We start from the raw sequence: 14,416 nt of genomic DNA, 5'->3' as shown, positions 1-14,416 counted from the left end.
GAGCAACGGCGCTCAGTGAAGCGACCGGATCACGTCCAGCACATCGTGCTCGGCCTTTTCGCCGTTGAAAGCATCGACGATGCCGAAAGCGCCGCCGTAACTCCAGACCGACCAGGAGAAGCCATGCGCCTCGGCGCGCGCGATCATGTCCCGGACATAGGCGGCACGATAGCCGGCCGGCATCACATAGGGATTGCCGTATTCCTGGCGGATCATGCCGAACTCGCCCAGCGTGACGTTTTCCGGCCTGATGCGGTTGGCCTTCGCCCAGGCATCGACGGCCTTGAATGGGGCGTCCATGAGACCAAGCAGCTTGGCGTCGGTGTCCATGCTGGCTACCTGCTCGTCGAGATAGGCAAGCAGCCCGCCCTGCCGCGCCCAAGGTGCCTCGGTCTTGATCCTGGCGCGGATGGCGTCGAGCGTGACGTCGAGCTCAGCCGGCGGCACCGCGGTCAGCGGGTAGGGCAGGCCGATCACATAGGGAATGAAATCGCCGGCCCAGGTCGCGCCCTGATGGGTAAGCAGGAACGGATCGTAGGAATGGAAGGTCCAGATGACGTTGTCGTCCGGGATCGCCATCGGATCGATTTTTTCCAGCGACGACGCCGCGGAATAGCAGGCCCCGGTCAGCACAAGCGTCAATCTCGTCGCCGAAGAACGCGCCGCGGCGAACAACCTCTGCTGGCGTTGCGGCCACAGGCTGGTGCCGTCGGCGTCGCAGTCGACGATCGGTTCGTTCATCGGTTCGAAGGCCACTTGCCCCGGATCTTCCCCGGCGAGCGTGTGCGCCATCTTGCGCACCACCTCGACATAGGCATCGAATGTCACCGGGTTGTTCATCACCTCGGCCATGCCGATCTTGCGCCCACTGCCGGCGGGGATCAGATGCATGTCGACGACAACCTTCAGGCCGGCGCGGTTGATCATGCGGACAGAGTCCAGCACGCTGGCATAGAGATCCTCGCGCAAGGCCATCGTGTTTTCGGAAAGGAAGGGCGAAGGATCGACCGGCATGCGCAGGAAATCGAAGCCTGCATGCTTCAAAGCCTCGAGATCGTCGTCCTTGAGAAATTTGCGCCATTCCGGGTAGGGCAGGATGGCCTTGGCGTTGCCCCATTGGTCTTCGCCCGGCCAGGTCACCCACTGGTCGAGATTGAGCCCGCGCTTGATGGAGAAGGTCGCGGCCTGGCTCGGCCCGGCCAGAGCCATCACGACGAACAGAGCCATCACCACGAACAGCGCCGCCGCCAAGGTCTTGATCATCGCCGTCAACAGTGCCATCCGATGCCATGTCACGCGCGGCACAGGTGCCTTGCCGCGACTGAAAAAGGAAGCGCAATGGACGATCATGGTGAATCCGCGACCTTGCTGGCGGGGATTTCCGGTGCGCTGACGGCGTTCGGCCATCGGCTGATGGCGCGGGTCTACTATGCCGACACCGATTTCTCCGGCGTCGTCTACCACGCCCGCTATCTCGAATTCCTCGAGCGCGGCCGCTCCGACTATCTGAGGCTGAGCGGCGTCCACCACACCGAACTTGCCGATGGCAAGCATGGCGAAAGAATAGTCTGGGTGGTGCGTCGCATGGAGATCGACTTCCGCATGCCGGCCCGCATGGACGACATCCTGACGATCGACACCCGGACCGAGGAAATCTCCGGCGCGCGCATCTTCATGGCCCAGCAGCTCAAGCGCGGCGACGAGGTGCTGGTCGAGGCCAGGGTGGAGGCGGCGATCATAGGCGAGAATGGCCGGCCACGCCGCTTCCCCAGGGAGTGGATAGCAGCGTTCATACCCAAGGCGGGCTAAAAGGCCGACGTCGTTGGTATCGCCGGCGCCGGCTTGAAGCGCGGCAATGCGCCGCGTCTGGTGGACTAACCCATCCTTAACCATAACGGTTCATGAAGAGATTGGTGAAGATTGGCGCTATCCAGCGCCTTCCTTTCACCAACATTTGCCCCGAAAAGGCCGCGAAAGGCACGTTTTGGGGTTGTTCCGGTAGCTTCGCGCGAACCGACCACAAGGGATGCCAGGGGCCAGCCGCCAGCTTCGCTCGGAAATCTTAAGGACGTTACGATGGAAAATATCGCACTCGCCGAACCGGGCGCGCAATTGTCGATTTGGGCGCTGTTCATGCAGGCCAGCTGGGTGGTCAAGCTGGTCATGATCGGGCTGCTCTGCGCCTCGGTCTGGACCTGGGCGATTATCGTCGACAAGCTCGTATCCTATGCCCGCATGCGGCTGGCGCTGAACCGGTTCGAGCAGGTGTTCTGGTCGGGGCAGTCGCTGGAGGAGCTTTACCGAACGTTGGCCGACCGCAAGACATCGGGCATGGGCGCCATCTTCGTCGCCGCCATGCGCGAGTGGAAGAAGAGTTTCGAAAAAGGCGCCAAGACGCCGCTCGGCTTGCAAACCCGCATCGATAAGGCGATGGACCTGGCGCTGACCCGCGAGATGGAGAAGCTCGAAGGCCGCCTCGGCTTCCTCGCAACCACGGGCTCGGCGGCCCCGTTTATCGGCCTGTTCGGCACCGTCATTGGCATCATGACGTCGTTCCAGGCGATCGCCGGCTCCAAGAACACCAGCCTGTCGGTGGTCGCGCCCGGCATCGCCGAGGCGCTGCTGGCGACCGCCATCGGCCTGCTCGCCGCCATTCCGGCCGTCATCGCCTACAACAAGCTGTCATCGGATGCGAGCAAGATCGCGGTGCGCATGGAAGGGTTCTCCGACGAGTTCTCCGCCATACTCTCGCGCCAAATCGATGAAAAAGTAGTGCCGAAGGCCTGAGGAGTAAGCCGATGGGAATGTCCGTAGGCATGGCTGGACGCGGCGGACGCGGCCATAGGCGGCGCGGCCGCCATCATGGCCTCATCGCCGAGATCAACGTTACGCCGATGGTCGACGTGATGCTGGTGCTGTTGATCATCTTCATGGTCGCCGCGCCGCTTTTGACGGTCGGCGTGCCGATCGATCTGCCGGATACGCAGGCCAAGGCGATGAATGCCGACACCCAGCCGATCACCGTTTCGATCAATGCCGCCGGCCAGATCTATCTCCAGGAAACCGAAATCCCGATCGAGGAATTGGTGGCGAAGCTGCAGGCGATCTCGAAGACCGGCTATGACGAGCGCATCTTCATCCGCGGCGACAAGTCCACCGACTACGGCACGGCGATGAAGGTGATGGCCCGCATTTCGGCCGCCGGCTACAAGAATATCGGCCTGGTTTCACTGCAGGAACAGGATCAATAGACCCACTATGAGGACCGGCCTCACCACATCGGTGATCATGCATGCGGCGCTGATTGGCTTCGGCCTGTTCACGCTGTCGGCACCGGCCGCGCTTCCGTCGGCCGACGTCGAGTCGGTCGCTGTCGACATCGTGCCGATCGAAGCCACTGCCCAGGTGCTGCAGGGCGACAAGAAATCGGTGGTGCATGAAAAGCCGGCGCCCTTGCCCACGCAGCGTCCCGATGTGGTGCCGGACGCGCAGAAGGTCGGCGAGAACAGCGTCGATACCGACAAGCCGATAACGCCCGAGGCCAAGCCGAAGCCGGTCGACATGACGTCGGCTCCGCCGCCGGCGCCAACGCCGATCGAAAAGCCGAAGACCGAGGACGTGCCGAAGCCGCAGGAAAAGCCCAAGCCGACGCCGGCCACGGAAGTGGCTCCCGCGCCGCAGCCCAAGGAAGAGGTCAAGCCCGAGCCGGTCAAGCAGACCGAGCCGAAGCCGGCGCCGGCCAAGGAGCCGACGCCCGCACCGCCACAGGACAAGACCGCGGCCATCGAGCCGACGCCCGAGGTGAAGCCGGACGCGGTCGCCCAGGCGATCGCCAAGGACCAGCCTGACGATGCCCAACTGCCGGACTCCGCGCCCGCGCCTCAGGCGCGGCCGAAGCCGCAGCCGGCACAGGCCGAAAGCGCCAAGGCGCCGGAGCGCAAGGACGCCGACAAACCGGTCAAGGAGGCTTCATCCAAGCCGAAATCGGAGGACAAGCAGTTCAATTCCGACGAGATCTCGGCCCTGCTGGACAAGCAGAAGCCCTCCGGCGGCGGCGCCAAGCGTTCGACACAGCAGGCTTCGCTCGGCGGCGAGAAGGACCAGGGCCAGAAGCTGTCGAGATCAGAACTGGGCGCCCTGTCGGATCAGCTTGGCGGTTGCTGGACATTGCCGGCGGGGCTGGAGGGCTCGGAGAATTTCGTCGCCGTGGTCATGTTCAACCTCGACCCCTCGGGCAAGCTGGATGGCCGGCCCACCGTCGAGAAATCGAGCGGGAATCGCCAATTCGATGAAAGCGCCGTGCGTGCGGTTCAGAAATGCAACATGGCCGGCCTTCAGGTTCCGGCGGGCAAACAGGACATCTGGGCCCAGGTCCGTGTCACTTTCGATCCGAGGGAAATGCTTGGCCTTTGAGGCCTGCCCTCCGCAGAATCAGTGAAGAGAAGCGAGAAGACATGAAATTCATCCTCAAGCCGCTCCTGATGGTCGCGACAATGGCGCTGGGCTCGATGGCCGGCGCCGTCATGCCTGCGTGGGCGCTCGTCGAGATCAACGTCAACAAGGGCAATGTCGAGCCGCTGCCGATCGCTATCACCGATTTCCAGTCGGGCGATGGGCTTGGCGCGCAGATTTCCGGCATCGTCACCGCCGACCTGAAGCGCTCGGGCCTGTTCGCACCGATCGACAAAAGCGCCTTCATCGAGAAGATCGCCAATCCTGACGCAGCGCCTCGCTTCGACGACTGGAAGGTGATCAATGCCCAGGCTCTGGTCACCGGCAGCGTCAGCAAGGAGGCCGACGGGCGCATCCGCGCGCAGTATCGGCTGTGGGACACGTTCGCTGGACAGCAGATGTCGGGCGAACAATTCTTCGCCAACGACGCCAATCAGCGACGCGTCGCTCACATCATCGCCGACGCCATCTACGAGCGGCTGACCGGCGAGAAGGGCTATTTCGACACGCGCGTCGTTTTCATCGACGAGTCCGGCGCCAAGAATGCGCGCAAGAAGCGCCTCGCCATCATGGACCAGGACGGCGCCAATGTGCGCTATCTCTCGGACGGCAGGGCGATCGTCTTGACGCCGCGCTTCTCGCCGAACCGGCAGGAAATCACCTACATGTCCTATGAGAGCGGCCAGCCGCGGGTGTATCTCCTGCAGATCGAGACCGGCCAGCGCGAACTGGTCGGCAATTTTCCGGGCATGACGTTTGCGCCGCGCTTTTCGCCGGATGGCCAGAAGGTGATCATGAGCCTGCTGCGCGACGACGGCAATTCCAACATCTTCGCCATGGACCTCAGGAGCCGCTCGACGACCCGGCTCACCAACTCGACCGCCATCGACACTTCGCCTTCCTATTCGCCCGACGGCAGCAAGGTAGTGTTCACCTCCGACCGCGGCGGCCGCGCGCAGATCTATGTGATGGGCGCCGACGGTTCGGGCCAGACCCGCATCTCCTTCGGCGACGGGGTCTATTCGACGCCGGTGTGGTCGCCGCGCGGCGATCTCATCGCCTTCACCAAGCAGACCGGCGGCGAATTCCAGATCGGCGTTATGAAGACCGACGGTTCGGGCGAGCGCATCCTGTCATCCGGCTTCCAGCAGGAAGGACCGACCTGGGCGCCGAACGGCCGCGTGCTGATGTTCTTCCGCGATTCCGCCGGCGGCCCGAAACTGGTTTCTGTCGATCTCACCGGCCGCAACGAGCAGTCGATCCCGACCGCGAACTTTGCCTCCGATCCGGCCTGGTCGCCGCTGCTGGAATAGGCTCGGCTGAAATTGCCACACATGCTGAAAAGGGGCCGGTTTCGGCCCCTTTTCCATGCATTGGTCGCGTTTTAGCCGCATTTCCGCCTACGGTCCGCGCTCAATGTCGCCCTTGGTCAAGCGTTGGGCGCAATGGCTGCGGACGGCAGCCTAAACCAAATTTTAACCGTGTTTCTTGAATGCCGGTTAACCCAAACGTGGTTACTGGGTGATCAACGAAATCACTCGAATGCGAAGGAGAGGCGGCATGAGCCGTATCGCAGCACTTACCAGAAATCCCGTCATGATCGCGCTGGTGGCGATGCTCGCCATTGCCGGTTGCGCTTCGAAGAAGACGCCCAACAGCGCCGCCGATCTCGGCCTCAACGGCGCCGGTGCCGCAACGCCCGGATCGGCGCAGGACTTCACCGTCAATATCGGCGACCGCATCTTCTTCGACACGGACTCCTCCTCGATCCGCGCCGACGCCCAGACGACGCTGTCGCGCCAGGCGCAGTGGCTGAACCAGTACAAGCAGTATGCGATCGTCGTTGAAGGCCATGCCGACGAACGCGGCACGCGCGAATACAATTTGGCGCTCGGTGCCCGCCGCGCCGCCGCCACGCGCGACTTCCTGGTCTCCAAGGGCGTCTCCGCCAACCGCCTGAAGACCATTTCCTACGGCAAGGAACGGCCGGTCGCGGTTTGCGACGACATCTCCTGCTGGTCGCAGAACCGCCGCGCGGTCACCACGCTCAGCGGCGCCGGTTCCTGACATTTTTCGCGCGTCGAGCGACGCGCGAAAAACACGACGACAAAAATGCAACACAGGTTTGCGAAAGGCGGCTGAAAGGCCGCCTTTTTCATGTTTGGTCCCTTCAAACAAAATTTGGCCGAAGTCTCGCGTCCTGCTATGAGCCGAGGGCGCTTGGCTGGTCCCATACCGATTGGAAGGCGCGAACAAGCTAACGACACGGCGAGAGGCATATGCATTTAAGATCAGTTCTGAGCGGCACGCTTGCGCTGCTGCTCCTTTCAGGCGTCACCGCGATGGCGGGTGGCTTAGGGACTGATGGCACGGGACAGCCAGCCGACAGCGGCTTCTCGTTCCATCTGCCCAGCATCGAGTTGCCTGGCGTTTTCGGCGAAAAGAAGAAGTCGGACCAGGTTCAGTTCGCGCAGCAGTCGACTGGCACAGGCGCCACCGGGCTCGAGGACCAACTGCGCCAGATGAACGGCAAGATCGAGGAACTGAACTTCCAGATCCTGCAAATGCAGGAGCAGATCCGCAAACAGCAGGAAGACAACGAGTTCCGCTTCCAGCAGCTCGAAGGCGGTACGCAGGGTGCGCAGCAGCCGGCCGGGCAGAAGAAGTCACAGGCCGCGCCCGCCGACAGCGATGACAGCGTGGCCGAGGCGCCGGCCACGCAACCGCCCGCGGAGGCCGACAATCGGGCAGCGGCCGGCCAGAGCGTCGAGGACGTCATCGTCGAATCCTCTGACGGTGATCCGGGCAAGGTGATCCCCGGAACGGGAGCGCCCGAAAAGACCTTCGGCAGCATCACCGTCGACAAGAACGGCAATGTGGTCGATGCCGGCGGCAGCACGCAGGCGACCGCACCGGCGCAGGATGTCGCTCCAGCCGCCGGCGCTCCGGCCAAGAGCGGCAAGTCCGACGGCACGGTGGTTGCGGCGCTGCCTTCCACGAACGATCCCGAGGAGCTCTACCGCAACTCCTACCAGTTCATCCTTTCGGGCGACTACGGCACCGCCGAACAGGGTTTTCGCGACCACATCGCGCGTTTTCCCCGTGACGCGAAAACGGCGGATGCGCACTATTGGCTGGGCGAATCGCTGCTTGGCCAGCAGAAATACCGCGATGCCGCGGAGGTCTTCCTCGCCGCCAGCAAGGACTATCCCAAGGCCAAGAAGGCCCCCGACATGCTGCTGAAGCTCGGCGTGTCGCTGGTCGGCCTGAAGCAGCACGACGTGGCCTGCGCCACCTTCAGCGAGGTCGGCAAGCGCTACCCCGACATTTCCAACACGCTCAAGGAGCGCGTGAAGCAGGAAAAGGCCCTGGCGGCGTGCTAGCCCTTCTCCTGCCTGCCGTTGCCTTGCCCTCGGAGCCGTGTTCGGGCGACATGCATTGATGCTCGACACCGAGCCTGATCTTTCGAAAGACCTTTTTTCGCACATCGACTTTACCAGCGGCGCCGTTGCGGCCGTATCCGGCGGCAGCGACTCGACCGCCCTACTTCTCCTTCTCAAACGACATCTCGACCGAACCGCGCCGTCCGCGAAGCTGCTGGCGGTGACGATCGACCACGGTTTGCGGCAGGGCGCGGCGGCCGAAGCGGAAGCGGTGGCCAGGCTTTGCGCCGCGCACGCCATCGCGCACCGCATCGTCGCCTGGTCCGGACGCAAGCCGTCGACCGGGCTGCCGGCCGCCGCGCGGGAGGCTCGCTACCGGCTGCTGGCCGAGGCGGCGCGGGAGGAAGGCCTCGGTCTGATCGTGACCGGTCATACGGCGGACGACCAGGCCGAGACGGTGCTGATGCGGCTAGTCCGAGGCAAGGGCGCCCGCGAGGAAGGGCGCGGCTTTGCCGGCATGGCGCCGGTCACCTTGCACGACTGGCACGAATGGATCGTGCGGCCGCTCCTTGGCATTCGGCGCGCGGCTTTGCGCAACTTCCTGCGGCGCGAGCATGTCGGCTGGGCCGAGGATCCGACCAATGCCGACGCGGCCTTCGAGCGACCGCGCATGCGCGCGGCACTGGCCGGCGCTGACGGTGCGCAGCGCATTGATGACGCATTGACGCTGGCGGCGCGCGAGAGCGAGGCGCGCAGCCGGCTTGGCATCCGCGCCGCGGATTTAATCGCGCGCTTCGCCAGCCAGCCGGCGCCGGGTCTTGTCCGCCTCGATCCGACCCTGCTTTCGGCCGGCGACGATCCGGCGGCCGTCTATGCGCTGCGCATCCTCCTCGCCACAAGCGGGGGCGTTGCGTTTCTGCCGGACAAGGCGCGATGCGAGGCGCTGTTCGGTAGGCTGAAGGCTGGATTTCTTTGCGCCACATTGTCGCGGACGGTGGTCGATTCCAGGCGCGCCGGCATCTTTCTGCGCCGCGAGACGCGAGGCTTGCCGCGTGTGGTCGCGGCCACCGGCGGGCTGCTCTGGGACGGCCGCCGGAACATCACGTTGGACGACGGCGGCAGTGCATTGTTGATCGCGCCGTTCGGGGCAGCGGCGGCGAAGCGTCTGGCGATCGCGGAAGGCGAAACGCCACGCAGCCTCGTGCGCGCCGCGCTGGCCTGCGAGCCGGCATCGCGGCAAGCCGTTGAGAACCCTGGCCTGCCTCAGGGTGGGCAGGCGTCGCCGGGGTTCACGGCACAGGCCGTCGTCGCCCCTTTTGTCCGTTTCCTGCCGTCCTTCGACCTGGCGCCGGCGCGGGTCGTCGCCGAATTGATCGGCGCACCGTTGCCTCCCGCCCTGCCTTTCAAGCGGCCATAGCGCCGGTCGGTCATGGGCGAAAGCTTAACCCAGACGTGCTGTTCTGCTTGGCAAGGGGGGGCGCTCTCCCTATGTTAGGCTCAAGTTTCCTCTCACGACGCGTGTCCGCCCGCGGACGCCAACGGGACAATTGATGAATCCGAACTATCGCAACCTCGCGCTCTGGGCGATCATAGCGGTCCTGCTCATCGCCCTCTTCAATCTGTTCCAGACGCCGCAGACGCGTGGGGCTTCGAGCGATGTACCTTATTCGCAGTTCCTGCAGGATGTCGCGGCGGGCCGGGTCAAGACGGTGACCATCGCCGGCGCCCGCATCTCCGGCACCTACACCGACAATTCGAGCGGCTTCCAGACCTATTCGCCCGGCGATCCGTCGCTGGTCTCGCGGCTGCAGGACAAGAACGTCACCATCAATGCGCGGCCGGAGACCGACGGTTCAAACTCGCTGTTCGGCTACCTGATCTCGTGGCTGCCGATGATCCTGATCCTCGGCGTATGGATATTCTTCATGCGCCAGATGCAGTCCGGCTCCGGTCGTGCCATGGGCTTCGGCAAGTCGAAGGCCAAGCTTCTGACCGAGGCGCATGGCCGCGTCACCTTCCAGGACGTCGCCGGCGTCGACGAGGCCAAGGAAGACCTGGAGGAGATCGTCGAGTTCCTGCGCGATCCGCAGAAATTCCAGCGGCTCGGCGGCAAGATCCCGCGCGGCGTGCTCTTGGTCGGCCCTCCGGGAACCGGCAAGACGCTGCTCGCCCGCTCGGTCGCCGGCGAGGCAAACGTGCCGTTCTTCACCATTTCGGGTTCGGACTTCGTCGAGATGTTCGTCGGCGTCGGCGCCAGCCGCGTGCGCGACATGTTCGACCAGGCCAAGAAGAACGCGCCCTGCATCATCTTCATCGACGAAATCGACGCGGTCGGCCGTCACCGCGGCGCGGGTCTCGGCGGCGGTAATGATGAGCGCGAGCAGACGCTGAATCAGCTGCTGGTCGAGATGGACGGCTTCGAGTCCAACGAAAGCATCATCCTGATCGCCGCCACCAACCGGCCCGACGTGCTCGACCCGGCGCTGCTGAGGCCCGGCCGTTTCGACCGCCAGGTGGTGGTGCCGAACCCCGACATCGTCGGACGCGAGAAGATCCTGAAAGTGCATGTGCGCAACGTGCCGCTGGCGCCCAATGTCGACCTCAAGGTCGTCTCCCGCGGCACGCCGGGCTTCTCCGGCGCCGATCTGATGAACCTCGTCAACGAGGCCGCCCTGATGGCGGCGCGGCGTAACAAGCGCCTCGTGACCATGGCCGAGTTCGAGGACGCCAAGGACAAGATCATGATGGGCGCCGAGCGCCGCTCCTCGGCCATGACCCAGGCCGAGAAGGAGTTGACCGCCTATCACGAGGCCGGTCACGCCATACTGGCGCTCAACGTGCCGTCGGCCGATCCGCTGCACAAGGCGACAATCATTCCGCGCGGCCGCGCGCTCGGCATGGTCATGCAGTTGCCGGAAGGCGACCGCTATTCGATGAGCTACAAGTACATGATCTCACGGCTTGCCATCATGATGGGCGGCCGCGTCGCCGAGGAGTTCAAGTTCGGCAAGGAGAACATCACGTCGGGCGCTTCCTCCGATATCGAGCAGGCGACCAAGCTGGCGCGCGCCATGGTCACGCGCTGGGGCTTTTCCGACAAGCTCGGCCATGTCGCTTATGGCGACAACCAGGAGGAAGTGTTCCTCGGCCATTCGGTGGCGCGCACGCAGAACATCTCGGAAGAAACCGCGCAGATCATCGACGCCGAGGTGCGGCGCCTGATCGACGAGGCCTATTCGACCGCGAGGTCGGTGCTGACTAAGAAGAAGAAGGAATGGATCGCGCTGGCGCAGGGCCTGCTCGAATACGAGACGCTGTCGGGCGACGAGATCAAGCAGCTGATCGCCGGCGAGAAGCCCGCGCGCGATCTCGGCGACGACACGCCGCCGAGCCGTGGTTCGGCCGTGCCGAAGTCGGGCCGCCGCAAAAAGGGTCCCGAGCCCGAGGGCGGCATGGAACCGCAGCCGTCGAGCTGAACTCGGCCAAGAACAAATTGAGAAACGCCGCGGTTCGACCGCGGCGTTTTTGTTTGGGGCAGGCTGCTGAGTTTCTCCGTGGCCTGCGCCTGCAAGGTTGGCTAGGCGATTGGCGGAAGCCGGCGTGGCAGCAGCCAATCTTCCCACTTTGTGGAAGATGACGGGCAGCTCAGCGGGGGCAGCGTCCGCCGACAAATCGAGTTAGGCCTTCCGGGCTGCGGGGGAGGATCTCTCTTGCCGTTCGACGATTCCTCGAGCCACCCTCGCCCAGCTTTTCGTGAATGCGAGGCAACCTGGCCGGAGCAGGCAACGATCCTTCGTGCCCCCCCTCTGGCCTGCCGGCCATCTCCCCCACGAGGGGAGTTTGCAGCGTCGCCGGCAACGCGCCTCTCGTCAGCGGGGATTCCTGCTGAAGCTGCGGGCAAAAAAGCCCGCGAACCCTGCGGCTCGCGGGCCTTACTTTCCTCAAATAGTGCTGTCGCTCAGCTCTTCAGCTTGGCATTGCACAGGCTGTAGAAGCCGCCGCCCTTCTGGATCCACTTCAAGCCGCCAAGCGTGTTGGCGTCCTTGTTGGCATAGTACTGCTGGAGGCAGGTATGCATGCGGGCCTTGGCCGGGGTTTCGGTGGCGAATTTCGGCGAGATTGCGGTCGGGAAACTCACGCCCTTCGGCGCAGCGACAGTCGGCTTTGCCGGCTCCTTGGTGTAGGTCGCCTCTGTTGGAGCCGGGACGGTGTCATCGTCCGAGGCGCTGGCGCCGCATTCGGCCTTCCGGAAGTCGTTCCACTTCATGCCGTTGAGCGTATTGGCGGTCTTGGCAGCCTGGTACTTGCTGCTGCAGTCGGCCATGCTCAGGCCCTTGCCCGAGCTGTCGGTCGCCGCAGCCGTGGTCGCCGCCTTGGTGGTCGCCGGTTTGGTGGCGGCGGCAGCGGATGCGCCGGCGGCAGCGGACGCGCCGGTGGCGCATTCGCTCTTGCGGAAGTCGTTCCACTTCATGCCGTTGAGCGTGCCGGCGGCCTTGGCCGCCTGGTACTTGGTGCTGCATTCCTTTGCGGTCAGGCCTTTGGCTCCGTCGTCGGCGGCGGCCGCAGCCTTGGTCGCCTTGGCCGGCTTCGTATCGGCCGCCTTGGTGTCCGCTGCCTTGGCGTCGGGCTTGGCTGTCGCGGCGGCATCAGTGCCGCACTGCGCCTTGCGGAACTGGTTCCAGGTCTGGCCGGCAAGTGTCCCCGCGTCCTTGGCCGCGTTATACTTCGTGCTGCACTCGGCCATCGTCAGCGCGTTGGCTGGCGCGGCCAGGAATAACGTCGCGACCGCAAGGCCGGTCAAAGTGGCAAGTCGGTGGATGAGCATAGCGTTTCTCCGTTGCAGCAGCCCATTATACGTCCCAGCGAATCAATAACGCTCAACGGTCGGTTGCGCCAGATGCTAAGTGGCGTATACATCGCCGAAACCCGGCTTCTGCCGGCAAGGTGATGAAATCGTTGCCTGTTGCCGGCTGGAAGACAAGAATTTGTGGGTAAATCCATGTCGAATGGTCCACAGGCATGGTATATTGTGGCGAGGCAGCGCCATCACGCTAGGTTGCGCCAGTCTCTGTGCAATGCACAACAAGGGTTTTCTAAAGGATTGGTAACAGATAATCACGAAATGTGATCGTAGTGCGCCGGCCAATTATGGCATGACGTACCGGGCAAGAACCACCGGGGACACTGACTAGCATGGCAGGAAATTATTTCGGCACGGACGGTATTCGCGGGCGCGCCAACAAGTTTCCAATGACGGCGGAAATCGCGATGAGGGTCGGCATGGCGGCCGGCCTGTCCTTCCAGCGCGGCAGCCATCGTCACCGTGTGGTGCTCGGCAAGGACACCAGACTTTCCGGCTACATGATCGAGAACGCCATGGTGGCGGGCCTCTGCGCCGCCGGCATGGACGTGTTCCTGCTCGGCCCCATCCCGACGCCGGCGGTCGCCATGTTGGTGCGTTCGCTGCGCGCCGATATCGGCGTCATGATCTCGGCCTCGCACAATCCTTATTACGACAATGGCATCAAGCTGTTCGGTCCCGACGGCTACAAGCTCTCCGACGAGATCGAAGAGCGCATCGAGAGCATGCTGGACAAGGATATCGAACTGGCACTCGCCGATTCCGACGGACTTGGTCGCGCCAAGCGCGTCGATGGCGTGCATGACCGCTACATCGAGTTTGCAAAGCGCACCTTGCCGCGTTCGATGTCGCTTTCAGGTTTGAGGATCGTCGTCGATTGCGCCAATGGCGCCGCCTACAAGGTTGCCCCCGAGGCGCTTTGGGAACTGGGCGCCGAAGTGGTGGCCATCAATGTCGAGCCCAACGGCTTCAACATCAACAAGGAATGCGGCTCGACCCATCCGGCAGGCCTGCAGAAGAAAGTGCACGAGGTGCGCGCCGACATCGGCATCGCGCTCGACGGCGATGCCGACCGTGTCGTCATCGTTGACGAGAACGGCGCGATCGTCGACGGCGACCAGATCATGGCAATGATCGCCGAGTCCTGGCACCAGAGCGGGCGGCTTGCCGGCGGTGGCGTCGTTTCGACGGTCATGTCCAATCTCGGCCTCGAACGCTTCCTCGGCGACATGAAGCTGCAATTGCACCGCACCAAGGTCGGCGACCGCTACGTCGTCGAGCATATGCGCGCGCACGGGCTCAATGTCGGCGGCGAGCAGTCGGGCCACATCGTGCTGTCGGACTTCTCGACCACGGGCGACGGCCTGGTTTCGGCGCTGCAGGTGCTGGCCTGCATCAAGCGGCAGGGCCGGCCGGTCAGCGAATTGTCGAAGAAGTTCGAGCCGGTGCCGCAACTCCTCAAGAACGTCCGCATCGCCGGCGGCAAGCCGCTCGAGGAAGCTCCGGTCAAGGCTGCGATCGAGGACGCCCGTCAACGCCTCGGCAAGGCGGGGCGGCTCGTCATCCGGCCGTCCGGCACCGAGCCGCTGATCCGTGTCATGGCCGAGGGCGACGACCCGCAGCTGGTCGAGGCCGTCGTCAACGACATCGTCGAGGTCATCTCGGAAACACGCAGCGCCGCCTGATCTCAGGTGCATTCGGAGGGCCGACGCCGCTCTGA

Annotated in this window: 12 protein-coding genes; 10 read left to right on the top strand and 2 right to left on the bottom strand. The window is 64.1% G+C overall.

What is annotated here, in order from left to right; all coding sequences use genetic code 11:
- Positions 1 to 12: 12 nt before the first annotated feature.
- Positions 13 to 1,281, bottom strand: coding sequence for a cellulase family glycosylhydrolase (locus FJ490_RS07545; protein ID WP_140729293.1), 1,269 nt, complete (start codon positions 1,279 to 1,281; stop codon positions 13 to 15).
- 57 nt (positions 1,282 to 1,338) lie between these two features.
- Between FJ490_RS07545 and ybgC the strand changes: the two genes are divergently transcribed.
- The 9 genes from ybgC (at position 1,339) to ftsH (ending at position 11,311) form a co-directional block, all read left to right on the top strand.
- Complete coding sequence (gene ybgC / locus FJ490_RS07540) at positions 1,339 to 1,809, top strand: tol-pal system-associated acyl-CoA thioesterase (protein ID WP_140662867.1); 471 nt, start codon at positions 1,339 to 1,341, stop codon at positions 1,807 to 1,809.
- Positions 1,810 to 2,076: 267 nt separating this feature from the next.
- Positions 2,077 to 2,787 (top strand): protein TolQ, encoded by a 711-nt coding sequence (gene tolQ / locus FJ490_RS07535; RefSeq protein WP_140729292.1) that lies wholly within the window; start codon positions 2,077 to 2,079, stop codon positions 2,785 to 2,787.
- Between the two features lie 11 nt (positions 2,788 to 2,798).
- Entirely contained in the window at positions 2,799 to 3,251 is a 453-nt protein-coding gene (tolR, locus tag FJ490_RS07530) for a protein TolR (RefSeq protein WP_140493239.1), read from the top strand.
- 7 nt (positions 3,252 to 3,258) lie between these two features.
- Positions 3,259 to 4,413, top strand: coding sequence for an energy transducer TonB (locus FJ490_RS07525; protein WP_140493242.1), 1,155 nt, complete (start codon positions 3,259 to 3,261; stop codon positions 4,411 to 4,413).
- A 41-nt stretch (positions 4,414 to 4,454) separates the two neighbouring features.
- Positions 4,455 to 5,765, top strand: coding sequence for a Tol-Pal system beta propeller repeat protein TolB (gene tolB / locus FJ490_RS07520; RefSeq protein WP_140493245.1), 1,311 nt, complete (start codon positions 4,455 to 4,457; stop codon positions 5,763 to 5,765).
- A 247-nt stretch (positions 5,766 to 6,012) separates the two neighbouring features.
- Positions 6,013 to 6,519 carry a peptidoglycan-associated lipoprotein Pal gene (gene pal, locus FJ490_RS07515; protein WP_140493251.1) on the top strand — a complete coding sequence of 169 codons (507 nt, stop codon included), beginning with the start codon at positions 6,013 to 6,015 and terminating at the stop codon, positions 6,517 to 6,519.
- A gap of 212 nt (positions 6,520 to 6,731) precedes the next feature.
- The gene (ybgF, locus tag FJ490_RS07510; RefSeq protein WP_140729291.1) at positions 6,732 to 7,835 is read left to right on the top strand and encodes a tol-pal system protein YbgF; all 1,104 of its coding nucleotides are present in this window, start codon (positions 6,732 to 6,734) and stop codon (positions 7,833 to 7,835) included.
- A 58-nt stretch (positions 7,836 to 7,893) separates the two neighbouring features.
- Positions 7,894 to 9,252: a tRNA lysidine(34) synthetase TilS gene (gene tilS, locus FJ490_RS07505; protein ID WP_140729290.1), complete on the top strand. Its 1,359-nt coding sequence runs from the start codon at positions 7,894 to 7,896 to the stop codon at positions 9,250 to 9,252.
- 133 nt (positions 9,253 to 9,385) lie between these two features.
- The gene (ftsH, locus tag FJ490_RS07500; protein WP_140493260.1) at positions 9,386 to 11,311 is read left to right on the top strand and encodes an ATP-dependent zinc metalloprotease FtsH; all 1,926 of its coding nucleotides are present in this window, start codon (positions 9,386 to 9,388) and stop codon (positions 11,309 to 11,311) included.
- 482 nt (positions 11,312 to 11,793) lie between these two features.
- On the opposite strand, the gene FJ490_RS07495 is transcribed toward ftsH, so the two are convergent.
- The gene (locus FJ490_RS07495) at positions 11,794 to 12,660 is read right to left on the bottom strand and encodes a hypothetical protein (RefSeq protein ID WP_140493263.1); all 867 of its coding nucleotides are present in this window, start codon (positions 12,658 to 12,660) and stop codon (positions 11,794 to 11,796) included.
- A 368-nt stretch (positions 12,661 to 13,028) separates the two neighbouring features.
- Here FJ490_RS07495 and glmM point away from each other — a divergent pair, with 368 nt between their 5' ends.
- Positions 13,029 to 14,381, top strand: coding sequence for a phosphoglucosamine mutase (glmM, locus tag FJ490_RS07490; protein ID WP_140493266.1), 1,353 nt, complete (start codon positions 13,029 to 13,031; stop codon positions 14,379 to 14,381).
- The last annotated feature ends 35 nt before the right edge of the window (positions 14,382 to 14,416 follow it).

It is taken from the genome of Mesorhizobium sp. B2-5-11 (assembly GCF_006440835.1).
In the GTDB taxonomy this organism is placed as follows: domain Bacteria; phylum Pseudomonadota; class Alphaproteobacteria; order Rhizobiales; family Rhizobiaceae; genus Mesorhizobium.
This window is presented reverse-complemented; position numbering and strand designations above follow the sequence as displayed.

Excerpts from the sequence above, each read along its gene's own strand:
- FJ490_RS07545 (WP_140729293.1), bottom strand. The coding sequence starts at position 1,281 with ATGGCACTGTTGACGGCGATGATCAAGACCTTGGCGGCGGCGCTGTTC.
- ybgC (WP_140662867.1), top strand. The coding sequence starts at position 1,339 with ATGGACGATCATGGTGAATCCGCGACCTTGCTGGCGGGGATTTCCGGT.
- tolQ (WP_140729292.1), top strand. The coding sequence starts at position 2,077 with ATGGAAAATATCGCACTCGCCGAACCGGGCGCGCAATTGTCGATTTGG.
- tolR (WP_140493239.1), top strand. The coding sequence starts at position 2,799 with ATGGGAATGTCCGTAGGCATGGCTGGACGCGGCGGACGCGGCCATAGG.
- FJ490_RS07525 (WP_140493242.1), top strand. The coding sequence starts at position 3,259 with ATGAGGACCGGCCTCACCACATCGGTGATCATGCATGCGGCGCTGATT.
- tolB (WP_140493245.1), top strand. The coding sequence starts at position 4,455 with ATGAAATTCATCCTCAAGCCGCTCCTGATGGTCGCGACAATGGCGCTG.
- pal (WP_140493251.1), top strand. The coding sequence starts at position 6,013 with ATGAGCCGTATCGCAGCACTTACCAGAAATCCCGTCATGATCGCGCTG.
- ybgF (WP_140729291.1), top strand. The coding sequence starts at position 6,732 with ATGCATTTAAGATCAGTTCTGAGCGGCACGCTTGCGCTGCTGCTCCTT.
- tilS (WP_140729290.1), top strand. The coding sequence starts at position 7,894 with ATGCTCGACACCGAGCCTGATCTTTCGAAAGACCTTTTTTCGCACATC.
- ftsH (WP_140493260.1), top strand. The coding sequence starts at position 9,386 with ATGAATCCGAACTATCGCAACCTCGCGCTCTGGGCGATCATAGCGGTC.
- FJ490_RS07495 (WP_140493263.1), bottom strand. The coding sequence starts at position 12,660 with ATGCTCATCCACCGACTTGCCACTTTGACCGGCCTTGCGGTCGCGACG.
- glmM (WP_140493266.1), top strand. The coding sequence starts at position 13,029 with ATGGCAGGAAATTATTTCGGCACGGACGGTATTCGCGGGCGCGCCAAC.